Annotated in this window: 25 protein-coding genes and 1 tRNA gene; 15 read left to right on the top strand and 11 right to left on the bottom strand. The window is 64.2% G+C overall.

Annotated elements, in window-relative coordinates:
* Nucleotides 1-37: 37 nt before the first annotated feature.
* A complete protein-coding gene (locus tag PSQ39_RS08775) occupies nt 38-853 on the bottom strand; it encodes a TIGR00266 family protein (RefSeq protein ID WP_273926932.1) in 816 nt (271 codons plus the stop codon).
* A 285-nt stretch (nt 854-1,138) separates the two neighbouring features.
* Between PSQ39_RS08775 and gshA the strand changes: the two genes are divergently transcribed.
* Both gshA and ylqF read left to right on the top strand, forming a co-directional pair.
* A complete protein-coding gene (gshA, locus tag PSQ39_RS08780) occupies nt 1,139-2,692 on the top strand; it encodes a glutamate--cysteine ligase (protein ID WP_273926391.1) in 1,554 nt (517 codons plus the stop codon).
* Nucleotides 2,693-2,844: 152 nt separating this feature from the next.
* A complete protein-coding gene (ylqF, locus tag PSQ39_RS08785; RefSeq protein WP_273926392.1) occupies nt 2,845-3,807 on the top strand; it encodes a ribosome biogenesis GTPase YlqF in 963 nt (320 codons plus the stop codon).
* A gap of 99 nt (nt 3,808-3,906) precedes the next feature.
* Here ylqF and PSQ39_RS08790 read toward each other — a convergent pair whose 3' ends face one another.
* The 3 genes from PSQ39_RS08790 to PSQ39_RS08800 all read right to left on the bottom strand — a co-directional run bounded on the left by PSQ39_RS08790 (nt 3,907) and on the right by PSQ39_RS08800 (nt 6,447).
* Nucleotides 3,907-4,053, bottom strand: a complete 147-nt coding sequence (locus tag PSQ39_RS08790; RefSeq protein ID WP_273926393.1) for a hypothetical protein — start codon at nt 4,051-4,053, stop codon at nt 3,907-3,909.
* Between the two features lie 83 nt (nt 4,054-4,136).
* The gene (locus tag PSQ39_RS08795) at nt 4,137-4,511 is read right to left on the bottom strand and encodes a hypothetical protein (protein WP_273926394.1); all 375 of its coding nucleotides are present in this window, start codon (nt 4,509-4,511) and stop codon (nt 4,137-4,139) included.
* Between the two features lie 130 nt (nt 4,512-4,641).
* The gene (locus PSQ39_RS08800; protein WP_273926395.1) at nt 4,642-6,447 is read right to left on the bottom strand and encodes a glutamine--tRNA ligase/YqeY domain fusion protein; all 1,806 of its coding nucleotides are present in this window, start codon (nt 6,445-6,447) and stop codon (nt 4,642-4,644) included.
* Between the two features lie 149 nt (nt 6,448-6,596).
* On the opposite strand from PSQ39_RS08800, the gene PSQ39_RS08805 reads away from it, so the two are divergent.
* From PSQ39_RS08805 to PSQ39_RS08815, 3 genes are all read left to right on the top strand, one after another.
* Nucleotides 6,597-6,989 (top strand): hypothetical protein, encoded by a 393-nt coding sequence (locus tag PSQ39_RS08805; protein WP_273926396.1) that lies wholly within the window; start codon nt 6,597-6,599, stop codon nt 6,987-6,989.
* Between the two features lie 224 nt (nt 6,990-7,213).
* The gene (gene aroQ / locus PSQ39_RS08810) at nt 7,214-7,657 is read left to right on the top strand and encodes a type II 3-dehydroquinate dehydratase (protein ID WP_273926397.1); all 444 of its coding nucleotides are present in this window, start codon (nt 7,214-7,216) and stop codon (nt 7,655-7,657) included.
* A 73-nt stretch (nt 7,658-7,730) separates the two neighbouring features.
* Complete coding sequence (locus tag PSQ39_RS08815) at nt 7,731-8,615, top strand: alpha/beta fold hydrolase (RefSeq protein ID WP_273926398.1); 885 nt, start codon at nt 7,731-7,733, stop codon at nt 8,613-8,615.
* 10 nt (nt 8,616-8,625) lie between these two features.
* Here the strand turns inward: PSQ39_RS08815 and PSQ39_RS08820 are convergent, their stop codons facing one another.
* Nucleotides 8,626-9,525, bottom strand: a complete 900-nt coding sequence (locus PSQ39_RS08820) for a LysR family transcriptional regulator (protein ID WP_273926399.1) — start codon at nt 9,523-9,525, stop codon at nt 8,626-8,628.
* Between the two features lie 114 nt (nt 9,526-9,639).
* Here PSQ39_RS08820 and PSQ39_RS08825 point away from each other — a divergent pair, with 114 nt between their 5' ends.
* Both PSQ39_RS08825 and PSQ39_RS08830 read left to right on the top strand, forming a co-directional pair.
* Entirely contained in the window at nt 9,640-10,488 is an 849-nt protein-coding gene (locus PSQ39_RS08825) for a DODA-type extradiol aromatic ring-opening family dioxygenase (protein WP_273926400.1), read from the top strand.
* Nucleotides 10,481-11,164: an alpha/beta hydrolase gene (locus tag PSQ39_RS08830; protein ID WP_273926401.1), complete on the top strand. Its 684-nt coding sequence runs from the start codon at nt 10,481-10,483 to the stop codon at nt 11,162-11,164. Before PSQ39_RS08825 ends, PSQ39_RS08830 begins: the two co-directional genes overlap by 8 nt.
* A 10-nt stretch (nt 11,165-11,174) precedes the next feature.
* Here PSQ39_RS08830 and PSQ39_RS08835 read toward each other — a convergent pair whose 3' ends face one another.
* The 6 genes from PSQ39_RS08835 to PSQ39_RS08860 all read right to left on the bottom strand — a co-directional run bounded on the left by PSQ39_RS08835 (nt 11,175) and on the right by PSQ39_RS08860 (nt 16,439).
* The gene (locus PSQ39_RS08835; protein WP_273926402.1) at nt 11,175-12,044 is read right to left on the bottom strand and encodes a M90 family metallopeptidase; all 870 of its coding nucleotides are present in this window, start codon (nt 12,042-12,044) and stop codon (nt 11,175-11,177) included.
* Complete coding sequence (locus tag PSQ39_RS08840; RefSeq protein WP_273926403.1) at nt 12,041-12,853, bottom strand: UDP-2,3-diacylglucosamine diphosphatase; 813 nt, start codon at nt 12,851-12,853, stop codon at nt 12,041-12,043. The genes PSQ39_RS08835 and PSQ39_RS08840 overlap by 4 nt, the downstream gene beginning before the upstream one ends.
* A gap of 19 nt (nt 12,854-12,872) precedes the next feature.
* Entirely contained in the window at nt 12,873-13,379 is a 507-nt protein-coding gene (locus PSQ39_RS08845; protein ID WP_273926404.1) for a peptidylprolyl isomerase, read from the bottom strand.
* An 18-nt stretch (nt 13,380-13,397) separates the two neighbouring features.
* Entirely contained in the window at nt 13,398-13,991 is a 594-nt protein-coding gene (locus PSQ39_RS08850) for a peptidylprolyl isomerase (RefSeq protein WP_273926405.1), read from the bottom strand.
* Nucleotides 13,988-15,250 (bottom strand): L,D-transpeptidase family protein, encoded by a 1,263-nt coding sequence (locus tag PSQ39_RS08855; protein ID WP_273926406.1) that lies wholly within the window; start codon nt 15,248-15,250, stop codon nt 13,988-13,990. The genes PSQ39_RS08850 and PSQ39_RS08855 overlap by 4 nt, the downstream gene beginning before the upstream one ends.
* Nucleotides 15,251-15,341: 91 nt before the next feature.
* A complete protein-coding gene (locus tag PSQ39_RS08860) occupies nt 15,342-16,439 on the bottom strand; it encodes a nuclear transport factor 2 family protein (protein WP_273926407.1) in 1,098 nt (365 codons plus the stop codon).
* A 185-nt stretch (nt 16,440-16,624) separates the two neighbouring features.
* On the opposite strand from PSQ39_RS08860, the gene cysS reads away from it, so the two are divergent.
* The 8 genes from cysS to PSQ39_RS08900 all read left to right on the top strand — a co-directional run bounded on the left by cysS (nt 16,625) and on the right by PSQ39_RS08900 (nt 26,822).
* The gene (gene cysS, locus PSQ39_RS08865; RefSeq protein WP_273926408.1) at nt 16,625-18,004 is read left to right on the top strand and encodes a cysteine--tRNA ligase; all 1,380 of its coding nucleotides are present in this window, start codon (nt 16,625-16,627) and stop codon (nt 18,002-18,004) included.
* A 71-nt stretch (nt 18,005-18,075) separates the two neighbouring features.
* Nucleotides 18,076-18,768 (top strand): DNA-3-methyladenine glycosylase family protein, encoded by a 693-nt coding sequence (locus PSQ39_RS08870; protein WP_273926409.1) that lies wholly within the window; start codon nt 18,076-18,078, stop codon nt 18,766-18,768.
* Between the two features lie 94 nt (nt 18,769-18,862).
* A complete protein-coding gene (locus PSQ39_RS08875; RefSeq protein WP_273926410.1) occupies nt 18,863-19,840 on the top strand; it encodes an acetyl-CoA carboxylase carboxyltransferase subunit alpha in 978 nt (325 codons plus the stop codon).
* A 175-nt stretch (nt 19,841-20,015) separates the two neighbouring features.
* A complete protein-coding gene (locus tag PSQ39_RS08880) occupies nt 20,016-21,872 on the top strand; it encodes a methyl-accepting chemotaxis protein (protein ID WP_273926411.1) in 1,857 nt (618 codons plus the stop codon).
* Nucleotides 21,873-21,954: 82 nt separating this feature from the next.
* Nucleotides 21,955-22,902: a tRNA lysidine(34) synthetase TilS gene (gene tilS / locus PSQ39_RS08885; protein WP_273926412.1), complete on the top strand. Its 948-nt coding sequence runs from the start codon at nt 21,955-21,957 to the stop codon at nt 22,900-22,902.
* A gap of 100 nt (nt 22,903-23,002) precedes the next feature.
* A complete protein-coding gene (locus tag PSQ39_RS08890) occupies nt 23,003-24,271 on the top strand; it encodes an aspartate kinase (RefSeq protein WP_273926413.1) in 1,269 nt (422 codons plus the stop codon).
* Between the two features lie 36 nt (nt 24,272-24,307).
* Nucleotides 24,308-24,400 (top strand) — tRNA-Ser (locus tag PSQ39_RS08895).
* Between the two features lie 466 nt (nt 24,401-24,866).
* Nucleotides 24,867-26,822: a gamma-glutamyltransferase family protein gene (locus PSQ39_RS08900; protein ID WP_273926414.1), complete on the top strand. Its 1,956-nt coding sequence runs from the start codon at nt 24,867-24,869 to the stop codon at nt 26,820-26,822.
* Nucleotides 26,823-26,956: the final 134 nt, after the last annotated feature.

A 26,956-nucleotide genomic window follows, 5' to 3' on the forward strand; every position in this document is an offset into this window, starting at 1 on the left:
AGCAACCCGTGGGCCTTGGACCTGCTGCTGGCGGCCCTCAGTCGTCATCGCCGCCGCTGAGCAGCCCGCCCAGCACACTGCCGCCGGCCAGACCACCCAGCAAGGAGCCTTCTTCCTTGGACCCGCCGCGCTGCGGTGCGGCGGCAAAAATGCGCGAGGCCAGGCGCGAGAAGGGCAGGCTTTGCAGCCACACCGTGCCCGGACCGCTGAGCTTGGCCAGGAACAAGCCCTCGCCACCGAACAGCGCTGTCTTGATCTTGCCCACGTATTGGATTTCGAAACTCACGCTGGGCGTGTAGGCCACCACACAGCCGGTGTCGACCAAGAGGGTCTGGCCTGCTTGCAATTCGCGTTTGACCACGGTGCCGCCAGCATGCACAAAGGCCAGCCCGTCGCCATCCAGGCGCTGCATGATGAAGCCCTCGCCGCCAAAAAAGCCGGTGCTCAGCTTCTGTTGCACGGCAATGCCCAGGGACACGCCGCGCGCCGCGCACAGAAAGGCGTCTTTCTGGCAAATCAAGGTGCCGCCCAATTGGCGCAGGTTCATCGGCAGGATCTTGCCGGGGTAGGGGGCCGCAAAGGCCACGCGCTGCTTGCTTGGCGCATTGTTGGTGTAGACCGTGGTGAACAGCGATTCACCGGTGACCAGGCGCTTGCCCGCCCCCAATAGCTTGCCGAAGAAACCGCCTTGCTGGGCGCTGCCGTCGCCAAACACCGTGTCCATGGCAATGCCCCCATCCATGAACATCATGCTGCCGGCTTCGCCAATGGCGGCCTCGCCGGGGTCGAGTTCCACCTCGACAAATTGCATCTCTGCACCGCGAATTTCGTAGTCGATTTCGTCCATGGCCATGGCCAGTTCTCCATTGAGGCTGTCGTCCTGAAAAGGCCGAGCCGGCGACGCCGGCGCAGCGCCGTCATCGTAACCAAATTGCATGTCATGTCGGCCTGCCCGGCGCTGCATTGATGGGGTCACGGCCGTGGCACGGAATGGCCTTACATTCAAACCAAAATGCCAATGGCTGCACGGCCTGCATGGGATGGGCCTGGCAGCTCAAGGCTGCTTGATGCAGGCCACTGCAAGCCCCGCCAGTCCGTGCTAACTTCCGCGCACCAAAAATACAAGGCTCCAAACACCATGACCCCTTTGCAGTCCCGCCTCAACGACCTCACCCCCGCCCGACTGGGTGGCATTCGACGCGGGATTGAAAAGGAAAGCCTGCGCGCTTTGCCCGGCGGTGGTTTGGCGCTGACCCCGCATCCGCTGGCCCTGGGCTCGGCCTTGACCCACCCCAGCATCACGACTGACTACAGCGAGTCCCAGGTTGAGCTCATCACCGGTGCCCAAGCGGATGTTGAGGACACGCTGGACGAGCTGACCCAGATCCACCAGTTCGTCTACCGCGTGCTGCAGCAGCAGGGCGATGAAATGCTGTGGGTGTCGAGCATGCCTTGCGGCCTGCCCACCGATGAAACCATCCCCTTGGCCCGTTATGGGTCTTCCAATGTGGGGCGGGCCAAGAGCGTTTACCGCATGGGCTTGGGGCACCGCTACGGCCGGCGCATGCAGACCATCTCGGGCATCCACTACAACTGGTCGCTCCCAGGGGTGAGCAGCGAGCAGTACTTTGCGCTGATCCGCAACTTCCGCCGGCAGGCTTTTTTGCTGCTGTACCTGTTTGGCGCCTCGCCAGCCTTGTGCCCGACCTTTGTGGCCGGGCGTGAGCACGAGCTGCAAACCCTCAGTGATGGCGCGTTGTACATGCCGCATGGCACGTCGCTGCGCATGGGGCGCCTGGGCTACCAGAGCGATGCCCAGGCCACCTTGGCGGTCAGCTACAACAGCCTGGAGGGCTATGCCGCGTCCTTGCACGAGGCCTTGACCCGACCTTACCCAGCCTACGAGACCCTGGGCGTGCGCAACCCCGGCGGGGACTACAACCAGCTGGCCACGACTTTGCTGCAGATCGAAAACGAGTTCTACGGCACGATTCGGCCCAAGCGCACCATCTTCCCGGGCGAGCGCCCGCTGCATGCCTTGCGTGAGCGCGGCGTGGAGTACGTTGAGGTGCGCCTGATGGACCTGGACCCCTTTGTTCCGGTCGGCATCACGGCCCAGACCATGCGCTTTCTGGACGTCTTCCTGCTGCAGTGCCTGCTGGCCGACAGCCCGCCGGACTCGCCCGCCGAGATCGATGAACTCAAGCACAACCAGCACCACACTGCCGCGCGTGGCCGCGAGCCGGGTTTGACACTGCGCCGGGCGGGGGCGGAGGTCGCGCTGGTGGATTGGGGGCGCGACATCCTCGACCAATGCGCGCCAATTGCCGCGGCCTTGGACGCGGCACACCGCAGCAGCGATTACAGCCAGGCCGTGGCCGATGCTCGCCTGGCGCTGGCGCAACCGGAGCGCACGCCTTCGGCCCGGGTGCTGGCGGCCATGGCGGCTGAGCATGACAACAGCTTTGTGCGTTTTGTGCGTGCCCAGTCCGAACAGACCCGCAGCGCTCTGCTGGCCCAGCCTTGGTGCCTGGAGCAACAGGCCCGCTACTTGGCCTTGAGCCAGAAGTCGGTGGCGGACCAGCGTGCCATCGAGGTGGCCGACACCTTGTCGTTCGAGGCCTACCGTGAACAGTACGTGTCGGCCGAGCGCTTGGGCCTGCAGCTGCCAGTCACGCCGGGGCTTGGGTAAAATCGAGGTTTGACGCCGCCGGCACCCGCGCCGGCGCTCGCGCACCGACCGCGCCACCCCCGTGGCCGAGCGCTGGGCCACCCAGGTGCAGGCCTCGTGAGGGGCCCATCGGCCCCGACCGCCTCAGCCCCCGACAGAAAGAGAACATCCCCATGGCCATCCAATGGTTCCCCGGTCACATGCATTTGACGCGCAAGGCCATTGGCGAGCGCATCAAAGAGATTGACGTGGTGATCGAAATGCTGGATGCGCGCCTGCCGGGCTCCAGCGCCAACCCCATGCTGGTGGATCTGACGGCGGTCAAGCCCGCGCTCAAGGTGCTCAACAAGCAGGACCTGGCCGACCCCGTGCACACCGAGGCGTGGCTGGCGCATTACAACGCCCAAGCGGGCACCCGCGCGATCGCCCTGGGCACGGACAACAAGGCGCCGGCCCACGCTTTGGTCCAGGCCTGCCGCGAGGTGGCGCCGACCCGCGGCATCAGCTTGGCCAAACCGATGCGGGTGCTGATTTGCGGCATTCCCAATGTGGGCAAGTCCACGCTCATCAACACCTTGGTGGGCAAGAAGTCGGCCAAGGCGGCTGACGAAGCAGGCGTCACCAAGAATGAGCAACGCTATGTGCTGGAGGACGGCTTCTACCTCTATGACACGCCCGGGGTGCTATGGCCACGCATCATCGTGGCGCAAAGCGGCTACAACCTGGCCGCCAGCGGTGCCGTGGGCCGCAATGCTTTTGACGATGCTGAGGTGGCGCTGGAGTTGCTGAGCTACCTCAAGCAGCACTACGTGCCTGAGTTGGAAGCCCGCTACAAGCTGGGCCTGGCGCCGGGCGCTGTGGCCGATCTGCAAGACGAAGAATTGCTGGACGCGATCGGGCGCAAGCGCGGCGCCTTGATTGCCGGGGGGCGCATCAACGAGCAAAAAGCAGCGGAGATCGTCATCACCGACTTCCGCACGGGCGCTCTGGGCCGCATCAGCCTGGAAACCCCGGCTGAGTACGCTCGCTGGCTCAATGAAGGCAAAAAACTCGATGCCGAGCGCACGGCCCGCAAAGACGCATTCGAAGAGGCGCGCAAAGCGCCAGGTCGCAAGACCCGCAACGCCCGCTGGTAAGAGGCGTCGGGAGGGCTGCTGCCCATTGGGGGCGGCGCAACCAGGCCCATTAAAAAAGGCCACGACGCTGAGTGGGCATCGTGGCCTATGCAAAGAGACTTATTTATCCTTGACCTTGCCGCGGGGGATCACGGCAGTGACGGGGGGCATGGGCCGGTCCGACACGGAAGGTTTGCTGGTGGCGGCCGAAGAATCCTTTTTAGGCTTCTTGGCCATTTTGTTGCTGCGTTGCTCGCCTTTGGCCATGATGCCTCCATAACAGGTCTCGGGATGACACCTGAGCCGCCATGTTAAGGCATGAAAGGGCCTATTTAAGGCCCCGACGGTCCTTATTCGGACTCAGCCGAGACTTCGCGGGTCTTGCGGTTGTAGCGCAGGGTGATCTTGTGCACTTCGCACAGGTTGAAGTCTTCCCACACCACTTCCGAGCTGTCGTCTTCGAACACGACCTTGATGTCTTGCATGCAGTTGGCGGCGTCGGAGAACTTGAACAGACGCGACTTGGCGTTGCCCAGCGTGCCGTCACCGAGGCGGTCCTTGCCCCAGGCGTCACGGTTGGCGGCCGAAATGTAGACCTCGGAGATCGAGTAACCCGTGCGGTTGACCAGGGTGAAGTCCGCTGCGCCGGCTTGGGCGGTCGAGGAGAAGGCCGTGGCGGCCAACAGCAGACTGGACAGAGCGATGTTTTTGAACGAAGCGATCATGGGGGTTTTGAAACAAATACTTACAAGCCCGCATCATGGAGGAAGCGAGGCGCTTCGTCCATAGCGTCGACGCAACAAGTCTCAAAAAACAGCGGCCGCTCGGGCCGCTGTTGGAGCGCTGGGGCTGGGCTTATTTGCCCCAGCTGTCTTTCAAGCCGACGGCCCGGTTGAAAACGGGCTGGCCCGGCTGGTGGTCCAGTCGGTCGGCCACAAAGTAGCCATGGCGTTCGAATTGGAACTGCGCGCCCGCAGCACAGCTGGCGAGGGCGGGTTCGACGTAGGCCGTGACGGTGCTCAGGCTGTTCGGGTTCAGGCTGGCGAGGAAGTCCTTGCCGCCCGCATCGGGCTGGGCTTCAGAGAACAGGCGGTCGTACAGTCTGACTTCCGCTGCCACGCCGTCGGCTGCGCCCACCCAGGTGATCACGCCCTTGACCTTGATCGCGTCGGCACCCGGGGTGCCGCTCTTGGTGTCGGGCACCAGCAGGGCCTGCACCTCGGTGATCTGGCCGTTGGCGTCGCGTACCGCGCCCTGGCATTCGATCACATGGCCGTACTTGAGGCGCACCTTGTTGCCCGGGTAGAGGCGGTGGTAGCCCTTGGGCGGCACGTCCTCGTAATCGCCCCGTTCGATCCAGAGTTCCTTGCCGAACTGGAAGCTGCGTCGACCCAATTCAGGGTGGTGCGGGTGCACCGGGGCGCCGCAGGTGTCCAGGGTGCCGGCACCCATGAGTTCGTCCCAGTTGGTGATGACCAACTTGACCGGGTCCAGCACGGCCATGGCGCGGGCCGCCTTGCTGTCCAGGTCGTCGCGCAGCGCACCTTCCAGCGTGCTGTAGTCGATCCAGCTGTAATCCTTGGTCACGCCGATGCGTTCGCAGAACAACTGAAGCGCTTCCGGGCTGTAGCCGCGGCGGCGCAGGCCCACGATGGTGGGCATGCGCGGGTCATCCCAGCCTTGCACATGGCCTTCGTTCACCAGTTGCGCCAGCTTGCGCTTGCTGGTGATCACATAGGTCAGGTTCAGGCGCGAGAACTCATACTGCTTGGGCGGCGGCGAGGCCAGCAGACCACCTTCGATCAAGCGCTCCATGAGCCAGTCGTAGAACGGGCGTTGGTCTTCAAATTCGAGGGTGCAGATGCTGTGGGTGATGTTTTCCAGCGCGTCCTCGATTGGGTGCGCGAAGGTGTACATCGGGTAGATGCACCAGGTGTTGCCCGTGTGGTGGTGCTCTGCGTGCTTGATGCGGTAAATGGCTGGGTCGCGCAGGTTGATGTTGGGCGCGGCCATGTCGATCTTGGCGCGCAGCACGGCTGCGCCGTCGGGCAGTTGACCGTCTCGCATGGCACGGAACCGGGCCAGGTTCTCCGCCGGGCTGCGGTCGCGGAAGGGGCTGTTCACGCCGGGCTTGCTGAAGTCGCCGCGGTTGGCTCGCATCTCGTCGGCACTTTGCTCATCCACATAGGCATGACCAGCCTCGATCAGGTACTCGGCTGCACGGTACATGAAGCCGAAGTAGTCGCTGGCCTGGTACAGGTGGGCGGTCTTTTGGCCTTGGTATTCGCTGTCCCAGTGGAAGCCCAGCCATTGCACCGCGTCGAGGATGGACTCCACGTACTCCAGGTCTTCCTTTTCGGGGTTGGTGTCGTCAAAACGCATGTGGCAAACGCCACCGTAATCGCGCGCCAGGCCGAAGTTCAGGCAAATGCTTTTGGCGTGGCCAATGTGCAGGTAACCATTGGGCTCGGGGGGGAAGCGCAGGCGCACCGGGGCCGGGTCCAACGGGCCAGCGGCGTGGTGGGCGGCATCGCCCGGCGTGCCTCCCCAGTGACGGTTCGCGTGAACGTGATGGGCCAGGTCGCTTTCGATGATCTGGCGCAGGAAGTTACTCGGCTTGACGGCGTCTTTGTTGTCAGGTGTGGGGGTGTTCGAACTCATCCACCCATTTTAGAGCGTGGGGGCTCCCGGGTTTGGTTACGCGTTGAAACAAGTCCAGCCGCTGAAAGGACAACCGCCCTCCGATCTGCGGCGTTACCAACCTCACATAGGTCGGTTTTTACCGATCATCGATTTTGAAGGAGATGCTCATGCGATTCCAATCCGTTCGATTTCTGGCCATCGCTGGCGCCGTGGCGCTGGCTTCCTTGGGCTTCTGGGGCACGGCACAGGCCCACGGCGGTGGGGGCGTTTCGTGGTCGGTGGGTGTTGGCTTGCCGGGCGTCAGCGCTGGCTTGGTCTCTGGAGGCCCGGTTTACCTGGCGGCAGCCCCGGTGTACGCGCCTGCACCGGTGCGCTACGGCCCGCCGCCCGTGAACTACGCGCCAGCCCCCATCCACTATGCGCCGCCACCCGTGGCCTATGGCCCGGCACCGGTCTACTACAACCCGCAGCTGGTGTACGTGCGACCAGCGCCGGTCTATGGCGGTCCCCCCATGGGCGGCAACTGGGGACATTTCCGTCACCACCACCACTGGCGTTGAGCAGGGCCCCGAGCTCCCATCGGGGCAGCTCACTCACGGGGTGAGCGCCAGGATCGCTCTGCCCGGCACCTGCCTGCGGTTTGCACGCCATCGAGCTGACCATTCACCGGCAAAATAGCGGCTTTTGGCGTGAGACCGCTTGGGGCTGTGGCCCAGCCTGGGGCGGACCGAGACCGCGCCGCAAGGCGCGGAGTCCGACGCCCAGACCTGCCGGAGTGAATGATTTGAAAACTGTTTTTGTCCTGAACGGCCCCAACCTCAATTTGTTGGGCACCCGCGAACCCAGCGTCTACGGCGCACAAACCCTGGCCGATGTCGAACAACTGTGCCGTGACGCCTGCGCCCGGCTGAACTACCAACTGGTGTTCCGCCAAAGCAACCACGAAGGCGAACTGGTGGATTGGCTGCACGAAGCGGGTCGGCTGCATGCTGCGGGCGAACTGGCGGGCGTGGTCTTCAATGCGGGTGCTTACACCCACACCAGCGTGGCCCTGCACGACGCCACCAAGGGCACCGGCATCACCTTGATCGAGCTGCATATCAGCAATGTGCACGCGCGAGAGGCCTTCCGCCACCACTCTTACCTGGCGCCCGCTGCGCGCGGCGTGATCTGTGGCCTGGGTGTGGCGGGTTATCCCCTGGCGATTGAGGCTTTGGCGCGCATTTGAGCGTGCTGCGCCGGTGCGTGGTGCCGGCGCCTTGTTGGCAGGCCCGCCTGTGCGCGGGCTGGAGATGTTTCCCATGATGAATGAGCTTTACCCCGGCCCGACTCTGGCCGCGCCAGCGCTGCCCGACTGGGTCCAGCAGTTGGCCCAGCAAGCGCGGCGCGTGAGCACCTCTTGCGGCGATGGTGACCTGGTCTGGCACGTGTGGGGTCAGCCTCGAGAGGGCGTGCCGCCGCTGGTGCTGTTCCACGGGGGCAGTGGCAGTTGGACGCATTTTGTGCGCAACATCGAGGCCTTGGTCGGCGCCGGGCGTGAGCTGTGGGTGCCTGACCTACCCGGTTTCGGCGATTCCGCGGTGTCGCCCCTGGGCGGTGACGCTGACGCCATGGTGGAGCCCTTGTACGAGGGCTTGCGGTCCTTGCTGGGGCCGCGCCCTTGTGATCTTCTGGGCTTCTCGTTTGGCGGTATGACGGCGGGCCTCTTGCTGGCAGCCCACCCCGAACTGGCCTCGCGCCTGGTCTTGGTGGGGGCGCCGGCCATGGGGGTGGTGCCGCAGCGCCAGTTTGAGCTCAAGGCCTGGCGGCACCTGCTGACGCCCGAGGCGCAGGCGGACATCCACCGCTACAACCTGGCCGCGCTGATGTTGCATGACACCACCTTGATCGAGGGTCTGGCGCTTCAGGTGCACGCCGCCAATGTGAGGCGCGATCGTCTGCCACGCCGCCGCCTGGCCCACACCGACATCCTGGCCCGCTCATTGCCTTCGGTGTCTTGCCCTGTCTGGGCCATCTACGGTGAACACGACGCCTTGTACAAGAGCTGGATCACCCAATTGGCCTCGGCTTTTGAGGCCAGCACGCCCGATTTCCGGGGCTTGACCTTGGTTCCCGAGGCCGGCCACTGGGTGCAGTTCGAGCGCCCGGAGGCCTTTCACTCGGCCGTGTTGGCGGCCCTGGGCTGACCCGCTCGGCTCAGGCCCATCCAGGTTGTTGAAAGGCCTGGGCCAGAAAGTCCACCATCGCGCGCACCTTGCTGGAGAGGTGTTTGCGGCTGGGGTAGACCGCATGGATGTCCAGCGGCGGGCGTTGGTACTGTGGCAACACGGGCACCAAGTGGCCCAGGCGCACATCCTCGCCCACCAAAAAGGCGGGCTGCAGGACGATGCCTTGGTCCGCCAATGCCGCGGCGCGGCAGGTGTCGCCGCTGTTGGCCCAGAAGCGCGGTTTGACCGTGACGGTCTCGCTCTGGCCCTCGGCCGTCTCAAAAGTCCAGGTGTCACCCCACGAGGCGTAGGAATAGGCCATGACGCTGTGCCGCGCCAGGTCCTGCAAGCAGGTGATGGGCTCGGCGCGGGCCAGGTAGCCAGGCGAGGCGCACAAGACCATGCGGTCGCTGGCCAGGCGGCGTGACACCATCGAGGTGGCCTGCAGGCGACCGATGCGCACGGCCAGATCAAAGCCCTCGTCGACGAGATCCACCATGCGGTCGTTCAGGGTGATTTCCAGTTCCACCTCGGGGTAGAGCTTCAAAAACTCGCCCCACAAAGGCGCGAGGTGGAGGTTGCCAAAGCTCAGCGGCGCATTGATGCGCAGTCGCCCGGTGGGCTTGGCAGACGTGGCGCTGGCCTCGGCGTTGGCCTCTGCGAGGTCGTCGAGGATCTGCTTGCAGCGCTCGAAATATGCGGTGCCGGAGTCCGTCAGCGACAGGCGCCGGGTGGTGCGGTTGAGCAAGCGTGTGCCCAGTTGGCTTTCCAGTTCCAGCACCAAGCGGGAGATGACCGCTTTGGACAGGTTCAGTCGGTCGGCGGCTTTGACGAAGCTGCCGTGCTGAACCACGGCGGTGAAGGCTTCTATTTGTCGGAGTTGGTCCATGGTGGGGTCGGCGGCTGGGTGTTATTGTCTTTGTCAGCACAACAATCAATTGTTTATGTGCCGATTGGTTTCCGATTCGCTTCAGCCTACAGTAGTTCCCAGGAGTTGAAAACCATGTCTGAACACCATCCCTTGTCCTCGGTGACGCGCACAGCGTCTGGGTCCTCGCGCTTGCCGGCCTTGTTTGTCTCGCACGGGGCGCCTTTGTTTGCCCTGGAGCCTGGTGAAACCGGCCCGGCACTGACCCAACTGGGCCAGCGTCTGCGCGCAGAGCACCCGGTGCGGGGCGTGGTCGTCATGTCACCGCATTGGATGGCGCACGGGGTGCAGGTCATGACCGCGGTTCAGCCTGCCACCTGGCACGACTTTGGCGGTTTTCCGCGACCCTTGTATGCCCTGCAGTACCCCGCAGCGGGTGACCCGGCTTTGGCCCAACGCGTGCTGGACTTGTTCCAGACCGCCGGTGTCGCCGCGCAAGGCGATGCCAAGCGGCCTTTTGACCACGGTGCCTGGGTGCCGCTGATGCATTTGTTCCCGCAGGCCGATGTGCCCGTGGTGCAGGTGGCCTTGCCCGCCGAAGCCGGCCCGGCCGAGGTGCTGGCCTTGGGGCAGGCCTTGGCGCCGCTGCGTGACGAAGGCATTCTGGTACTGGGGTCGGGCAGCATGACGCACAACCTCAGCGAGTTCTTTGGCGGCGCCCGGGAACCCGCGCCCTATGTGCTGGCGTTTTCGCGCTGGATCGAGGACGCGCTGAGCCGGGGCGATGTCCCTGCGCTGCTGGACTACCGCCGCCGCGCCCCGGGCGCTGAGCGTGCCCACCCCAGTGAAGACCATTTTTTACCGCTGTTTTTTGCCCTCGGCGCCGCCGGCCCTCAAGGTCGCCCTGACTATGTCAGCCGCGAGGTGATGTACGGCATCCTGGCGATGGACGCCATGACCCTTCAGGAAAGCGCCCATGTCTGACACCTTCCAAGCCGACAGCCTGGGCCTGAAAGCCCTTTACCGACCGGCCGCAGCAGCGGCACCCCAGCCCTGGCTGTTGGTGCTTTTGCATGGCGTGGGCAGCAACGAGGCGGACTTGTTCAGCCTGGCCCCCTGGGTGCCGCCGCAGTTCCACTTGTTGAGCTTGCGTGCGCCGTTTCCGATGGGCCCCAATGCGTTTGCTTGGTTCCAGTTTGGCGTCTTGCCCAATGGCCAGCGCCAAATCAACGCGGCCCAGGAGGCGCAAAGCCGTGCCTTGCTCAGCGAGGTCATCGCCCGGGCCGCGGCCCAGCTTCAGGTGCCCGTCGAGCGGGTGGTGGTGGGGGGCTTCAGCCAGGGCGGGATCATGGGGCTGAGCCTGCTGCTGACCCGCCCGCAGGACCAGCGCGCGGCCCTGGTGATGCACAGCCGGCTGTTGCCGGAGGCCGTGGCCTTGCAGGCGCCTGCCGAGGCCTTGGCAGGGCGCAGCCTGTGGTTGAGCTATGGCACGGAGGACGAGGTGCTGCCGCCTTCACACACCCAAGCCATTGTTGAGCATGTGCGCGACCTGCCCATGGATCTGCAGGGTGCCGGCTTTCCGGGCGGACACACCTTGAGTCGCCCTGAGCTCGACGCGGTGTCGCAGTGGCTGACCCAGCTGAGCGAGGCGGTGCGCTGAGCGCAGACCCTCAGGGGATGCGTCGGAAAAACGCGTCGTACAGGGTCAGCAGGGCCGGGAATTCCAGCGCGAAGCGCGGGCGGTTCACAAAATAGGCCTCGCCAGTCACGGCGTAGAACTCATCCAGTGCCTCGGCGGCATAAGCGTCCAGCCAGGGCTGGGCCTGGCCAAAGCGCTCGGCGCGGATGACTTGCTCGCGAAAATCCTCCCAGGCCGGGGTCAGCACCGCCAGCCAGGCCTCGCGGGACGCGCGAGCCAGCGATTGACCCAGAAAGCCCGGCGGCAGGGGCGGGCAGCCATCGGCCTGACCATCGGCCAGGTCCATCTTGTGCAGGAACTCGTGGATCACCACGTTGTAGCCTTGCTCGGCTGAATCGGCGGCAGCTTGCACCTCGGGCCAGGACAGCATCACCGGGCCACCATGCATGGCTTCGCCCGCCAGTTCTTCCTGCCATTCGTGCACCACGCCGTCCTCGTCCACCTGCTCGCGCCGTGCCACGGCCAGGCCGGGATGCAGCACGATGCCGACAAAGTCGCCGTACCAGGTTTGAACTGGCGTGGGGTCGTTCAGGTGCAGCAAAGGCAGGCAGGCCTGTTGGGCGACCGTGAGGGCCATGACATCGTCCACAGCGAGGCCGTGGGCACCATGGAACTCTTTGTGTGCCAGGAAGGTGGCGCTGTGCTGGCGCAGAGCTTGTTGTTCCTCTGAGCTCAGTCCATGCATGAAGCGTTGGGTGCTCCAGACGCTTTGCCACAAGGTGTCTGGAATGGGGGGCGGTGCCGCCCCGAGCCAGGGCCGGGCAAGGGCCAGCCCCAGCAACTGCCTCAGGCGGGCCCAGGGGCTCGGGGCGGTCAGCGGTGCTGGTGAGCCAGTCGTCATGTTGGCTTGAGCGGGCCCGACGCGCAGGCCTGGGCGGGGCTCAGGCGCTGGCATTGACCGGTTGCCAGGTCCAGGCGCAGCACTTCAGCGCGCGCTGGGCTGGCCGCCAGGTCCCAGTCGCTGAGCACTTCGCGGTACAGGCCATCACCCAGGTCATGCCGGCGCGGGCGGTGGGTGTGGCCGTGGATCAGCGTTTGGGCTTGGGCCGCTTGCAGCCAGGCGCGCGTGGCGTCGGTATCCAGGTCGGCGTAGGTGGCGCCTGAGCGCTTGCGTGCCTCGCTGTCTTGGCGCAACTGCCGCGCAAAGGCTTGGCGCTCGGCCAGGGGGCGGGCCAAGAAGGATTTCTGCCAGTCGTGGCGCCGCACCTGAGCGCGAAAGCGCAGGTAGTCGTGGTCGTCCAGACACAGTGCGTCACCGTGGCTCAGCAGCCAGGCAGGGCCGTTGGCACTGCGCAGGCAGGTGGGGTCACTCAGCGGGTGCAGGCCAGAGGCTGCCAGAAACCGAGATCCCAGCAAGAAGTCGCGGTTGCCCGCCATGAAAAACATCGGGCGCAGTGAGGCAGCTTGTTGCAACACGCGCTGGCATTGCGCTTCGAAGCTGTCAGGGGTGGCCGCGTCGTCGCCCACCCAGACCTCGAAAATATCACCCAGCAAGAACAGCGCATCGGCCGGGGTGTGAAGCAGGAACTGCTGCCAGGCCTCGAAGGTTTGGGGCTCGGTGGGGTGAAGGTGCAGGTCGGAAATGAAATCGACCGTGCGCCAGCCAGTGGGTGCAGCAAGCACCACGGGCTGAGGCACGGTCGAGGGCATGAACAAGTCAGGCCGACGCTTACAGCGCCACGGCCTTCTCGATCACCACGTCGTCCTTGGGCACGTCGTCATGGAAGCCCTTGCGGCCGGTCTTGACAGCCTTGATCTTGTCGACCACTTCGGTGCCTGCCACCACCTTGCCGAACACGGCATAGCCCCAGCCAGAGGAGGTGGGGGCGGTGTGGTTCAGGAAGCCGTTGTCGGCCACGTTGATGAAGAACTGGGCGGTGGCCGAGTGCGGCGCATTGGTGCGCGCCATGGCCACGGTGTAGTTGTTGTTCTTCAGGCCGTTGTTGGCTTCGTTGTCGATGGCCGCATCGGTGGGCTTTTGTTCCATGCCGGGGGCAAAGCCGCCGCCTTGGATCATGAAGCCGGGGATGACACGGTGGAAGATGGTCTTGTCGTAGTGACCCTTCTTCACGTAGTTGAGGAAGTTTTCGGCGGACTTGGGCGCTTTTTCAGCGTCGAGTTCCAGCGTGATCACGCCGTAGTCCAGGATGTGCAGTTCGACTTGGGGGTTGCTCATGAGCGTTCCTTGAGGGGTTTATTTGATTTGGGTGGCGGCCGTGATGGTGACGGGCGTTTGGGGCACGTTTTGGTGCGGACCCTTGTTGCCTGTGGGCACGGCCTTGATCTTGTCGACCACGTCCATGCCGCTGACCACCTTGCCGAACACGGCGTAGCCGTAGCCATCCGGGTTGGGGGCGTTGAGCATGGCGTTGTCCACCACGTTGATGAAGAACTGGGCCGTGGCCGAGTTCGGGTTGCCGGTGCGGGCCATGGCAATGGTGCCCCGGTCATTCTTGAGGCCACCGGAGGTTTCCAGCGCAATGGGGCTGCGGGTGGCCTTTTGGTTCATGTCGGCCGTGAAGCCACCGCCCTGGATCATGAAGTTGCCCATGACGCGGTGGAACACGGTGCCTTCGTAGTGCTTGTCTTTGACGTACTGCAGGAAGTTCTCGACCGTCTTGGGTGCCTTGTCTGGGTACAGCTCCAGCACGATGTCGCCGGCGCTGGTGCTCAGCTTGACTTGGGGGGCGGTCTGGGCTTGGGCCAGGCCCGTGCTCAGGGCCAGAGCGCTTGCCAGAACCGAGCCAATCAGGGCACGGCGGGCAGGCCAAATAGAGCTCAGCATCATCCAATCACTCCTTCAAAAAAGATTCGCCACTGCTGGCCTTGTCGCAGCCAGTACTGGCGTTTGGTGGTCCCGCGCTTGCTGCCGGTGACCAGTTCGCCAAAGGTTACCACCATCGTTTCTGCGCTGTCAGACCAGCGCAAAAGGGACAGGTCCTTGATCTCGAAGCCCCGACCTGCGGCTTGCTTGATCTCTTGCTGCAGGGTCGGTGTCCATTCGGCCAGGCTTTTGCCGTAACTGTTGAAGTCCGGGGTGTAGTAGCCCAGCAAGCGAGGCACGTCACCGGCCGCTTTGGCCGCTTGCCAGCCGTTGAACACCTCTTCAAAACCTTTGCTGGCAGCGCGCGCCTGGGCGGGGGGCACCCACTGCAGGCTGGGGGCGATCACCACCGGTGTGGCGCGCACCTCGACCGTGGCCAGCAGGCGCTGCAGGTCGGGGTTGGCCATGACCACGCAGCCGTCGGTGGACTGTGGCGCACGCGCAAACTGCGAGGGCGGTGTGCCATGCAGCCAGATGCCGCTGCCAGTTTTACCCCGGCGGCTGTCGTAAGGGTTGGGGTAATTGATGGGCAGGGCGCCGGCGCCGTAGAAGTCTTTCAGCGTGCGCGGGTCCAGGTTGCTCGTGATGAAGTACACGCCCAACGGGGTGCGTTGGTCGCCTTCAGTGCCTTTTTCGATGCCCAGCTTGCCCACCGAGATGTAGTAGTCGGCAATCAGTTTCGGACCCTGCGGGCCGTTCTCGAACAGGTACAGGCGTGCACGCGAGGTGTCGACCGCGATGGCGTGGCGATGCCGAGCCGACAAGGACACAAACTGGGAGGGCACTGTTTGTGCGGGCGGACGTTCGCTCAAGGCCTTCAGGCGCAGACGGGCCTCTTCACGCAGGTCTTTGAGCTGGGCTTCGGCGGCACGTGCCGTGGTGTCTGGAACATCGCCCGCCGTGCGCAGGGGCCGGGTCTGGGCCGTGAGCAAGTCACCGTGCACCAGTTGAGCCAACTGAAAATTAGGGTGTTCTTGCACCAAGGCGTCGGCCAGGCGCAGCGCTTCGCGGCTGCGACCCGCCCCGATCAGGCGGTAGATTTCGATCAGTCGTGCTTCAGCCTGGCCGTCGCGCAGGGCGGCGGGCGAATTGAAGGCATTGCCGCTGACCGCTTTGGCCCGAGGCTGTGCGGCCAGCACCGAACCGCCGAACAGGCTCAGGCCGATCAGCCAACTGGCGGTCGCACCCAGCAGGGCGCAGCGTGCAAAAAAAGGTCGATTCATGGTCGCAAGCCAGGCGCGGCCCCCCCAGGCCAGCAACCCCAGCCTGGCGGCAGGGGGGCGGGCGCAGACGGCACCGGGCCCGGTCAATCGATCAGCCGCCAGTGGACTCGCGCACGATCACCCAGCGGTCGCCAGCCTTGGCCAGGTCCAGCGTCTTGCGGCTGGACACGTTCAAGGTATCGGCGCTGTATTCCTGGCGGAAGCGTGCCGTGGCTTTGCCTCCCGTGACGCTGACCGACAGGTCGTGCAGCTTCACATTGATGCGGGCCTTGCCCAGAATGCGGGCGCGGCGCTCGTCTTCCCAGGCCTTGCGGTTCATCTTGCCCGGCGGATCAAACTCCTTGCCGTAGGCGGCCAGGTAGCCCGACACATCACGTGCCGACCACACCGTGGCCCAGTGGCGCACGGCGGCTTCCACGTCCTTCTCGGCGCCGGTCGCGGCGCTGGCGGCGGCTGGCGCGGGTGCGGGCGCTGGGGCTGGGGCTGGCGTGGCAGCGGGTGCAGCCGCTGCGGGAGCCGCTGCCGCGGGGGCTGGAGCCGGAGCCGGAGCGGGGGCTGGGCTGGGCGCTGGGGCTGCAGGCGCGGGCGCTGGTTTGGGCGCTGCGGCCACGGGCGCCGGCGCCGGTGCCGGGCTGGTGGCCGGCTTGCTGCCTGGCTTGGCCGTTGGCGTGAACAAGTCGCGGATCAGGGCCAGCTTGGGCTGGATGGCCGCGTTGTTGCCGCTGTCGAGTTGCAGGGCCTTGCTGTAAGCCTGGCTGGCCAGCTTGGCATAGACATCACCCAGGTTCTCGTGGGCGGTGGCGTAGCTGGGGTTGGTTCGGATGGCCATTTCCAACGCGGTGCGGGCCTTGTCGTACTGGTTCTGGCTGGCGTAAAGCACGGCCAGGTTGTTGTACGGTTCGGGCAGCTCCGGGAACTCTTGCGTCAGCGCCGTGAAGGTGTTGATCGCGTCATTGGGTTTGCCCGCTTCGGATTGGATCACCCCCTTGATGAACCGCATTTGCGGGTCCTTGGGCTTGCCGGCCAGGTATTGGTCGGCACGGGTCAGGGCTTCGGACGTTTTGCCGGCCCGCAGCAACTGGGTGACGTCGCCATAATCGTCGGCGTGCGCCCCGAAGGAAGCACCCATCAGGGCGGCCAGGGCCAGCATTCGAAGGCGGGCGGGAACGGTGCAGCGAGCTTGAGTCATGGAGCCTCGTGGGGTTTGCGCGATGGCAAGCGCTGACAGGGGCGCTTATACTGGGGCGGATTGTAGCCGAGGGGTCTGCCCGTTTTGCATTGCGGTCAGCGGCGCTGCAATACCCCCTTTCTTCCTGTTTTTTCGAGCTTGCCCGGCCCATGAGGTCGAGGCATCGCCGTCCGCCAAAAAAGCCCATGAGCCTGCGCATCTACAACACGCTGACGCGTGATCTGCAAGCGTTTTCCCCGATCGAGCCTGGTCATGTCCGCATGTACGTTTGTGGCATGACCGTGTACGACCTTTGCCACCTGGGGCATGCCCGCTCCATGGTGGCTTTTGACGTGGTCCAACGCTGGCTGCGCGAGTCCGGTTTTCGGGTCACTTACGTGAGAAATATCACGGACATTGACGACAAGATCATCCGACGGGCGGTGGAAAACGGTGAGACCATCCGCTCCCTGACCGACCGCATGATCGACGCCCTGCACCAGGACGCCGACGCCCTGGGCGTGCAGCGCCCCACCCACGAGCCCCGTGCCACGGAGTATGTGCCGCAGATGCTCAGCATGATCGGCCGCCTCGAAGCCAAGGGCTTGGCTTACCGCGCCGGCAATGGCGACGTGAACTACGCGGTGCGCAAGTTCCCCAGTTATGGCCGCTTGAGTGGCAAGTCGCTGGACGAACTGCGCGCCGGTGAGCGCGTGGCGGTGGACGACGGCAAGCTGGACCCGCTGGACCCGGTGCTCTGGAAGAGCGCCAAGCCCACCGAGCCCGCAGACGCCAAGTGGGACAGCGAGTTCGGCGCGGGCCGACCGGGCTGGCACATCGAGTGCTCGGCCATGGCCTGCGAACTGCTGGGTGAGACCTTTGACATCCATGGCGGCGGCGCTGACCTGCAGTTCCCGCACCATGAGACCGAGATCGCCCAGAGTGAAGGCGCCAGTGGCAAGACTTTCGTCAACACCTGGATGCACAACGGCTTCATCAACATCGACAACGAGAAGATGTCCAAGAGCTTGGGCAATTTCTTCACGATCCGCGATGTGCTGAAGGCGTTCGATGCCGAGACCGTGCGGTTTTTTGTGGTGCGCTCGCACTACCGCAGCCCTTTGAATTACAGCGACGCCCATTTGCAAGACGCCCGCAACGCCTTGCGCCGCCTCTACACCGCGCTGGATCAGGTGTCGGCTGAGCCAGAGGCCGTGATCGATTGGACAGGCCCTTACGCTGCGCGCTTCAAGGCGGCCATGGATGAAGACTTTGGTACGCCCGAGGCCGTGGCCGTCCTGTTTGATCTGGCCACCGAGGTCAACAAAACCCGTTCACCGGTTCTGGCTGCGCAGTTGCGCGCTCTGGGCGGCTGCCTCGGCTTGCTCCAGGGGGACCCTAAAGCTTTTTTGCAGGCTGGTGCCAGCCTGGACGACGATGCCATCCAGCAGCTGATCGAACAACGGGCTCAAGCCAAAAAAGGCAAGGACTTTGCGGAGGCTGACCGCATCCGCAACGAGTTGCTGGCCCAAGGCATTGTGCTCAAGGACGGCTCCGACGGCACCCGCTGGGAGATGGCTTCGTGAGCGCTTTGTTGTTCAAGCCCCGTGGCCTGTGGCTTGGGTTAGCGCTGTCCGCGATGGGGATGGGCTGATTCATGCCGTCCACCCCTAAGAAAGTGGCCCCGCCCGCGGTGGCCCAGGTGCCATCGAACGCCTTGGCGGCAGAGGTGTTCACGCCCGACTACTGGCAGGATGCCTGCAAGCACCTGGTCAAAAAGGACCGGGTCATGAAGCGGCTCATTCCGCAGTTTGGTAATGCCTGCCTGCAAACCCGTGGGGATGCCTTCACCACCCTGGCCCGCAGCATCGTCGGCCAGCAGATCTCGGTGAAGTCGGCCCAGTCGGTTTGGACGCGTCTGACCGCGCTGCCCAGCAGCATGACGCCGGCCAATGTGCTCAAGCTCAAGGTCGACGACATGCGTGCCGCTGGCCTGAGTGCGCGCAAGGTCGAGTACCTGGTGGACCTGGCGCTCAACTTTGACGCGGGCTCGGTGCACGTCAAGGCGTGGGAAGAGATGCCTGACGAGGACATCATTGCCGAATTGATCGCCATCCGAGGCATTGGCCGCTGGACTGCCGAGATGTTTTTGATCTTCCACTTGATGCGGCCCAACGTGCTGCCGCTCGATGATGTGGGTTTGATCAAAGGCATCAGCGACAATTATTTTTCAGGCGATCCTGTCAGCCGCAGCGATGCGCGCGAGGTCGCTGCGGCCTGGGCGCCGTATTGCAGCGTGGCAACTTGGTATATTTGGCGCTCGCTGGACCCCCTGCCGGTCGCCGCTTGAGTGCGGCGCAGGGGCCTTGCGGCCTGCCCTCGGGGCGAGCCGCCGCACCGCACCAGCCACAGGGGCTGGCGGTGGAAACCACAGGAGAATGACGTTGGCGAAAAAAACCTTTCTTGATTTCGAGCAGCCGATTGCCGAACTCGAAACCAAAATCGAAGAACTGCGCTACGTGCAAAACGAGTCGGCGGTCGACATCTCTGAAGAAATCGATCAGCTGAGCAAAAAGAGCCAGCAGCTCACCAAAGACATCTACAGCGATCTGTCGCCTTGGCAGATCACAAAAATTGCCCGCCACCCCGAGCGTCCCTACACGCTGGACTATGTGCGCGAGCTGTTCACCGACTTCATCGAGATGCACGGTGACCGCCACTTTGCCGACGATCTGAGCATCGTGGGCGGTTTGGCGCGTTTCAATGGCCACGCCTGCATGGTGATTGGTCAGCAAAAAGGCCGTGACACCAAAGAGCGCGGTCTGCGCAACTTCGGCATGAGCAAGCCTGAGGGCTACCGCAAGGCCCTGCGCCTCATGAAGACGGCTGAAAAGTTCAAGCTGCCGGTGTTCACCTTTGTTGACACCCCAGGCGCCTACCCCGGCATCGACGCTGAAGAGCGCTGTCAGTCCGAGGCCATTGGCCGCAATATTTTCGAGATGGCGCAGCTCGAAGTGCCCATCATCACCACCATCATTGGTGAAGGCGGCTCGGGCGGCGCATTGGCCATCTCCGTGGCCGACCAGGTTTTGATGCTGCAGTACTCGGTGTACTCGGTGATCAGCCCGGAAGGCTGTGCTTCGATTCTGTGGAAGACCAGCGAACGAGCCCAGGACGCAGCCGATGCCCTGGGCATCACTGCGCACCGCCTCAAGGCTTTGGGCCTGGTCGACAAGATCGTCAGCGAACCCGTGGGTGGCGCTCACCGTGATCCCAAGCAGATGGCCGCCTTCCTCAAGCGCGCCCTGAATGACGCGTGGCGCCAGTTGGCTGACCTGAAGCCCAAAGAGCTGGTGGACCGCCGGTACGAGCGCCTGCAAAGCTATGGCCGCTTCTCGGACACCAAGGCCGACAGCCGCTGAGCCCCGCCCGGTTGCCAGAGGCCATTTGGGTCTCCAGCTCAGAACGCCTGCCCTTCGTGGCAGGCGTTTTGCTTTGGGGTCCTGGGCAGCACCTAGGGGCTTTGATTGACGTTTTGTCGCAATCTCGGCATAAGCTTTGCTCTGCGTTCGTCCCCACACAACACAGAGGAAGTTCATGGCCCTCCTAAAAACACTGCGCGGACAGATTTTGGTGGCATCGGTCGGTAGCCTCGTGGTGGGCTTGCTGGCGCTGACCTTGTCCAACTACCTCACGGCCCGCAGTCGGGTCATGGCGGGTCTCATTGAAGAGAGCCAGGCGACGGCGCAAAGCCATGCGCAGACCATCGAGGAATGGGCCAAGGCCCGGGCCTTGTTGGTCAAGGCCTCCACGGCTGCGGTGGACGATGCCGAACCCGCCAAAGCCTTGCTGATGATTCAGAACGCGGGGGAGTTCTCCACCGCCTACTTTGGGTATGCCGACAAACACTTCGTGTTTGCTCAGCCGCGCAACTTGCCGGCTGACTACGACCCCACCGCCCGACCTTGGTACCGCCAGGCCGCGGCAGCGGGCAAAGGCGTGGTCACGCCGCCCTATGTGTCGGCCTCCGACCAGCAACTGGTGGTCACCTTTGCGGAGCCAGTCATGGCCGGCGGCCAGCTGAAGGCTGTGGCCGCGGGCGATGTGTCCATGCAGGCGGTGGTGGCCAACGTGAAGTCGATTCAGCCCACGCCAGCGAGTTTTGCCTTTCTGGCCAGTGCCGACGGCAAGGTGATTGCCCATCCCGATGCCGCCCTGACCCTCAAGCCCCTGTCGGATTTGGCCCCGGGTCTGAGCAGCGAACTGCTGCAAAAGGCGATTGGCGCCAAAGACCTGCTGCCTGTGGCGGTCGGCGGGCGAGACCGGTTGCTCACCGTGGTGCCGGTCGCGGGCACCACCTGGCATTTGGTGGTGGCGCTGGACGAGTCCGAGGCCCTGGCGCCCATGCGCAGCCTGCTGGCATCTTCCGTGGTGGCGGGCATCGTGGTGTTGGCCGTGGCCACGTTGCTGCTGGGCTGGGGGTTGTCCAGCCGCTTGGCGCGCTTGAGTCAGTTGCGTGACGCCATGCGGGAAGTGAGCTCGGGTGACGGTGACCTGTCCCGCCGCATTGATACCTCCGGGCATGACGAACTGGCGGACATTGCCAGCAGCTTCAACAGCTTTGCCAGCAAGCTCTCCGTGGTGCTGGCGCAAATCCGCGACGCCAGCGGCTCGGTTCGACTGGCGTCGGAAGAGATTGCCACTGGCAACCAGGACTTGAGCAGCCGCACCGAGTTGACGGCCTCGAGTTTGGAAGAAACCTCCAGCTCGATGCAGCAACTCACCGACACCGTGCGCGGCAATGCCGAGGCCACCTTGCAGGCCAACCAGTTGGTGGCCCAGGCCTCGACTGTGGCGGAGCAGGGTGGGGCGGTGGTGGGCCAGGTGGTGCAGACCATGGAGCAGATCAACGCCGCCTCCAAGAAGATCGCCGACATCATCGGCGTCATCGATGGCATTGCCTTCCAAACCAACATCCTGGCCCTGAACGCTGCCGTTGAAGCGGCCCGCGCGGGTGAGCAGGGCCGCGGCTTTGCGGTGGTGGCGGGGGAGGTGCGTTTGCTCGCCCAGCGCAGTGCCCAGGCGGCGCGTGAGATCAAGGACTTGATCTCCACCTCGGTGGACCGGGTGGACGATGGCGCGCGCCTGGTCCAAAACGCCGGCAGCACCATGAGCGACATCGTGACGGCCGTGCAGCGCGTGGCACGCATCATGGCCGAGATCCAAAGCGCCACCAGCGAGCAAAGCAACAGCATCGGCGAGATCAGCCAGGCGGTGAACCATTTGGACCAGATGACCCAGCAAAACGCTGCCCTTGTCGAGCAAAGCGCGGCGGCGGCCTCAAGCCTCAAAGATCAATCGGTGCGCTTGTCTAGCGTGGTGGGCGAGTTCAAGCTGGCCCACCAGGACGGGGGCGGTCGCTCGCGCTCCCTGCAACTGGGCTCCTCAGTCTGACAAGCGCTGGCATCTCCACCGCCGTCCTGGGGGGGCGCGCCGGCCTGGCATGGGGCGGCAGGGCTGCTATAAACGCCAGCCCATGAGCCACCCCTTCGACACCGCCTTTGCCGCTTTTGCGCCTGCCTTGCCCTTGGGCGTGGCCTTCAGTGGCGGTGCAGACTCCAGTGCCTTGCTGTTGGCCTGTGCGCGCCGCTGGCCGGGACAGGTGCATGCCTTGCACGTGCACCATGGCTTGCAAGCAGCGGGTGACGACTTTGCTGCGCATTGCGAGGCCATGTGCGAGCGCTGGCAGGTGCCCCTGGTGCAGCGCCGCGTCGATGCCCGCCATGCCCCCGGCGACAGCCCCGAAGAGGCTGCGCGCCAGGCCCGCTACCACGTGTTTGACCAAGTGCTGCTGCAAGAGTGGGCGGCGGTGGGCATCCGCACCGTGGCCCTGGCTCAGCACGCAGATGACCAAGTGGAGACCATCTTGCTGGCCCTGTCACGCGGGGCCGGTCTGCCGGGTTTGGCGGCCATGCCGGCGCGCTGGCAGCGCGCGGGGGTCGCATTTGAGCGCCCGCTGCTGGGGCTGCCCGGTGAAGCGCTGCGCGACTGGCTGCGCGCCCAGGGTGAGACCTGGATTGAAGACCCCAGCAACCAAGACCTGCGCTACACCCGAAACCGCATCCGGCACCAACTGTTGCCCGCTTTGCAGAGCGTGTTTCCGCAGCACCGGGCGACGATGGCGCGCAGTGCCCGCCACGCCGCCCAGGCCCAAACCCTGCTGACCGAGCTGGCCGACGAGGACCTGAAACGCGTCGGCAGCCCGCCCGCCATTGCCCTGCTGCAAGGTTTGAGCCCCGCGCGTCAGGCCAATGTGCTGCGCCATTGGCTGCGCCTGGCGCACGGCTGCCAACCCAGCGAATTGCAGCTGCAAGAGCTGCTGCGGCAGGTGGCTGCTTGCACCACGCGTGGCCACCGCATTCACCTCAAAGTGGGGCGCGGCCAGGTGCTGCGCGAAGGGGGTGTGCTCGGTTGGTACAATTAGTGGGTTTTGGTCCCCACTTTTTGCACGAAAACGGGCGGCGCACCAAAACGACATTGCAACCTGCGCCGCTGATTTCCGAGTTTCGTACCCCGACACACCAATGGCATTGATCGTTCACAAATACGGCGGCACGTCCATGGGCTCGCCCGAGCGCATCCGCAACGTGGCCAAGCGCGTCGCCAAATGGGCCCGCGCCGGCCACCAAATGGTGGTGGTTCCGAGCGCCATGAGCGGCGAAACCAACCGCCTGCTGGGTCTGGCCAAAGAGCTGGCTCCGTCCAAATCTTCGGCCGCTTACAACCGCGAGCTGGACATGCTGGCCGCCACCGGCGAGCAAGCCTCCTCGGCCCTGCTGGCGATTGCCCTGCAAGCGGAAGGCATGGAGTCCGTCAGCTATGCTGGCTGGCAAGTGCCCATCAAGACCAACAGCGCCTTCACCAAGGCCCGCATTGAGTCCATCGATGACGACCGCGTGCGCGCCGACCTGGCCGCCGGCAAGGTGGTGGTCATCACGGGCTTCCAGGGCGTGGACGAAGAAGCCAACGTCACGACCCTGGGTCGTGGCGGCAGCGACACCTCGGCCGTGGCCGTGGCTGCTGCCATGAAGGCGTCCGAATGCCTGATCTACACCGACGTTGACGGCGTCTACACCACCGACCCTCGCGTCGTGCCCGAAGCGCGTCGCCTGCAGACCGTGAGCTTTGAAGAAATGCTCGAAATGGCCTCGCTGGGCTCCAAGGTGCTGCAGATCCGCTCGGTCGAATTTGCTGGCAAATACAAGGTGCCGCTGCGCGTGCTGTCGAGCTTCACCCCGTGGGACATTGACATCAACGAAGAAGCCAAGTCCGGCACGTTGATCACTTTTGAGGAAGACGAAAAAATGGAACAAGCCGTCGTATCCGGCATCGCGTTCAACCGTGACGAAGCCAAGGTCTCTGTCCTGGGCGTGCCCGACAAGCCAGGCATCGCGTACCACATCCTGGGCGCTGTGGCCGATGCCAACATCGAAGTCGACGTGATCATCCAGAACATCAGCAAAGACGGCAAGACCGACTTCAGCTTCACCGTGCACCGTGGCGAGTACGCCCGCACCGTTGAACTGCTGAACACCAAGGTGCTGCCCAGCCTGGGCGCCGCCGAAGTGGTGGGCGACACCAAGATCTGTAAGGTGAGCATTGTCGGCATCGGCATGCGCAGCCATGTGGGTGTGGCGAGCAAGATGTTCCGCAGCCTGTCGGAAGAGGGCATCAACATCCAGATGATCTCGACCTCGGAAATCAAGACCTCGGTCGTGATCGACGAGAAGTACATGGAACTGGCCGTGCGCGCTCTGCACAAGGCCTTCGATCTGGATCAGCCAGTTTCCTAAAACGCTCTAAAAATAGGGCATAATAGCGGAATTGCTGGAAACGTGACCGAGTGGCCGAAGGTGCTCCCCTGCTAAGGGAGTATGGGGTGTAGAGCCTCATCGAGGGTTCGAATCCCTCCGTTTCCGCCAGCAGTTTTAGAAAACGGACCTTCGGGTCCGTTTTTCGTTGGTGCCCCCACGGGGCGCCTGCCGCAGCAGCGCGGCAAACCGATCAAGCGCGAAATTGATGGCCCGTGCGATGGCCGGTGGCTGTCGGATGTACCAAGATACTCCGGCAACAAACGCGGCATCTCGCGGCATCCCGAACTCAAGCCAGTGGTCCCGAGCCCATGCTGGCATGCCTGACCCCGAGAGGCTGCTCCAGAGGGCTTCAGTGGCAGTCCGTCGCCTGCCAGCGGGGCCGTCTTTCTCCTGGCTGTGGAGCGCTTGAGCGCCGCTTCCGTCATGCGCGCCCGTCCGTGGTTTCCCTCAAAGACAGCGCCTGGACCGAAGCTCCTGGGGTCAACCTAGCGACAGCGCTGTTGGTATGACTATTGCAAGTATGTGTCGGTGCGGTGTAAAACTGCATGCCGTTTTGTTGTCACAGGAATTTGGAATGAATAAGAAAGTTTGGCTTTGGGCGCTGACGCCAGGGGTGGTGGCGTTGTCGCTGTATGGCTGCGGGGGCTCCGGCTCCAGCTTGATCGTGGACTCCAATGCCCAGAGTTGCTCTGTGGTCTCCAGCTCAGGCTCGCCCGTGGTGGTGGGTTCCGGGCTGGCGGGTGATCCTGCGGCCCCCGAGGCGGCTTCGGGCTACCGCCTGGGCTACAAGGCCAAGACTTCGAGCCATTACATGGTGGTCGCCAACACGCCTTTGGCCACCAAGGCGGGTTGCGATGTGCTGAAGGCTGGCGGCACCGCAGTGGATGCCGCTGTGGCCGTGCAGGCCGTGCTGGGGCTGGTCGAACCCCAGTCCAGTACGATTGCGGGCAGTGCCTTCATGGTGTACTACGACGCGGACACCAAACAGGTCGTGGCCTACGACGGTCGAGAGGCAGCGCCTGCCGCCGCCACGGGCTACTACTTGGCGCGCCAGAACCAGGCCGACGCATCGTCTCCCGCGCCGGTGCCCAACGCCCGCCGCAGTGGCCGGTCGATTGGCGTGCCAGGCGTGATGAGCATGTTGGACCTGGCCCACAAGGAACATGGCAAGCTGGCTTGGGGTCCGTTGTTTGATGAAGGCGTCAAACTGGCCACCAACGGCTACAAAATCCCCACCCGCATGGGCGACGCAATCGCCGCCAACGCCGCCAGCCTGCGGCTGGATGCCAATGCGGTGGCCGCGTTTTTCAATGCCGACGGCACACCCAAAACCAGCGGGACCGTGACCACCAACCTGCCGTACGCCCAGTCGTTGCGTGCGATTGCTTCAGGTGGTGCTGCGGCGATGTACTCCGGCGCCATGGCTGAAGCCATTGTGGCCAAGGCGGCACAGGCTGTGGGTGACGACACGGCCAAGACACCCATCACTCCGAGCTTGATGACCGTGGCCGATCTCAAGGCCTACAAAGCGAAGAAGCGTGAGCCGGTGTGCACCACATACCGCAGCAGCTATTACATCTGCACCATGGCACCGCCCTCGTCCGGCGGCATCGCCATCGCGCAGTCGCTGGGTATTTTGGAGAATTTCGACCTCTCCGTTTACGGCCCGACCAATCCCGCCAACGAAGGGGGCATACCGAACGTGATGGGCGTGCACTTGGTGTCCGAAGCCGAGCGTCTGGCCTACGCCGACCGCGACAAGTATGTGGCGGACACTGACTTCGTTCCGTTGCCTGGCAATGGGGTTTCGTCGATGATCGACAAGGCCTATCTCAAGCAACGTGCCTCGCTGATCAATGCCAATGGCAAGTCCATGGGGACCGCTGCAGCGGGCAATTTGGGTGACGTGCCGCTGGGCATCGACAAGACTGTGGAGCAGGGCACCACCCATTTCTCCATCGTGGATGCGTATGGCAATGTCGTGTCCATGACCTCGACCGTGGAGTCCAGCATGGGTTCGTTCCACATGGTGGGGGGGTTCTTGCTGACCAACCAGCTGACGGACTTCTCGGTCCTGCCCACAGACACCGCGGGTGTGCTGGTGGCCAACCGCGTGGCCCCCGGCAAGCGCCCTCGCAGCACCATGGCCCCCACGGTGGTGTTCAAGGGCACAGCGCCCGGCGATTTCGTGATGGCGACCGGCTCGCCAGGTGGTGGCACCATCATCCAGTACGTACTCAAGACCGTGATCGGTGCCCTGGACTGGGGACTTGATGCGCAGCAGGCCACCTCGCTGGTGAACATCGGCGCGACCAACAGCGCCACCACCAACGTGGACGGCGCCAACACGTCGCTCAACCTGACGGGGCTGATCGCCGATCTCAAGGCCAAGGGCCACACGGTCAACAATGCCGCGCAGTCCAGTGGCGTCTCCACCATCATGCGGGTCTACCGCAATGGTCAGCTCAAGCTTGAAGGTGGAGTGGATCCACGCCGCGAGGGCATTGTGCTGGGTGACGGCGCGTTGTGATGCCATTGCCTTGATCAATCATCACGGCAGCCCCGAGCGGCTTGCCTTGCTGAGTCTTGAATGAACGGCGCACTGTGTAGGCAGTGCGCCGTTTTTTTCATGGGCTTGCAACCGCCATCCATTGGAACGCCTCG

The organism is Curvibacter microcysteis, assembly GCF_028649455.1.
In the GTDB taxonomy this organism is placed as follows: domain Bacteria; phylum Pseudomonadota; class Gammaproteobacteria; order Burkholderiales; family Burkholderiaceae_C; genus Curvibacter; species Curvibacter microcysteis.

Bases quoted from the DNA above. Each gene is read 5' to 3' on its own strand.
- PSQ39_RS08775 (WP_273926932.1), bottom strand. From the start codon at position 853: ATGGCCATGGACGAAATCGACTACGAAATTCGCGGTGCAGAGATGCAA.
- gshA (WP_273926391.1), top strand. From the start codon at position 1,139: ATGACCCCTTTGCAGTCCCGCCTCAACGACCTCACCCCCGCCCGACTG.
- ylqF (WP_273926392.1), top strand. From the start codon at position 2,845: ATGGCCATCCAATGGTTCCCCGGTCACATGCATTTGACGCGCAAGGCC.
- PSQ39_RS08790 (WP_273926393.1), bottom strand. From the start codon at position 4,053: ATGGCCAAAGGCGAGCAACGCAGCAACAAAATGGCCAAGAAGCCTAAA.
- PSQ39_RS08795 (WP_273926394.1), bottom strand. From the start codon at position 4,511: ATGATCGCTTCGTTCAAAAACATCGCTCTGTCCAGTCTGCTGTTGGCC.
- PSQ39_RS08800 (WP_273926395.1), bottom strand. From the start codon at position 6,447: ATGAGTTCGAACACCCCCACACCTGACAACAAAGACGCCGTCAAGCCG.
- PSQ39_RS08805 (WP_273926396.1), top strand. From the start codon at position 6,597: ATGCGATTCCAATCCGTTCGATTTCTGGCCATCGCTGGCGCCGTGGCG.
- PSQ39_RS08815 (WP_273926398.1), top strand. From the start codon at position 7,731: ATGATGAATGAGCTTTACCCCGGCCCGACTCTGGCCGCGCCAGCGCTG.
- PSQ39_RS08820 (WP_273926399.1), bottom strand. From the start codon at position 9,525: ATGGACCAACTCCGACAAATAGAAGCCTTCACCGCCGTGGTTCAGCAC.
- PSQ39_RS08825 (WP_273926400.1), top strand. From the start codon at position 9,640: ATGTCTGAACACCATCCCTTGTCCTCGGTGACGCGCACAGCGTCTGGG.
- PSQ39_RS08830 (WP_273926401.1), top strand. From the start codon at position 10,481: ATGTCTGACACCTTCCAAGCCGACAGCCTGGGCCTGAAAGCCCTTTAC.
- PSQ39_RS08835 (WP_273926402.1), bottom strand. From the start codon at position 12,044: ATGACGACTGGCTCACCAGCACCGCTGACCGCCCCGAGCCCCTGGGCC.
- PSQ39_RS08840 (WP_273926403.1), bottom strand. From the start codon at position 12,853: ATGCCCTCGACCGTGCCTCAGCCCGTGGTGCTTGCTGCACCCACTGGC.
- PSQ39_RS08845 (WP_273926404.1), bottom strand. From the start codon at position 13,379: ATGAGCAACCCCCAAGTCGAACTGCACATCCTGGACTACGGCGTGATC.
- PSQ39_RS08850 (WP_273926405.1), bottom strand. From the start codon at position 13,991: ATGATGCTGAGCTCTATTTGGCCTGCCCGCCGTGCCCTGATTGGCTCG.
- PSQ39_RS08855 (WP_273926406.1), bottom strand. From the start codon at position 15,250: ATGAATCGACCTTTTTTTGCACGCTGCGCCCTGCTGGGTGCGACCGCC.
- PSQ39_RS08860 (WP_273926407.1), bottom strand. From the start codon at position 16,439: ATGACTCAAGCTCGCTGCACCGTTCCCGCCCGCCTTCGAATGCTGGCC.
- cysS (WP_273926408.1), top strand. From the start codon at position 16,625: ATGAGCCTGCGCATCTACAACACGCTGACGCGTGATCTGCAAGCGTTT.
- PSQ39_RS08870 (WP_273926409.1), top strand. From the start codon at position 18,076: ATGCCGTCCACCCCTAAGAAAGTGGCCCCGCCCGCGGTGGCCCAGGTG.
- PSQ39_RS08880 (WP_273926411.1), top strand. From the start codon at position 20,016: ATGGCCCTCCTAAAAACACTGCGCGGACAGATTTTGGTGGCATCGGTC.
- tilS (WP_273926412.1), top strand. From the start codon at position 21,955: ATGAGCCACCCCTTCGACACCGCCTTTGCCGCTTTTGCGCCTGCCTTG.
- PSQ39_RS08890 (WP_273926413.1), top strand. From the start codon at position 23,003: ATGGCATTGATCGTTCACAAATACGGCGGCACGTCCATGGGCTCGCCC.
- PSQ39_RS08900 (WP_273926414.1), top strand. From the start codon at position 24,867: ATGAATAAGAAAGTTTGGCTTTGGGCGCTGACGCCAGGGGTGGTGGCG.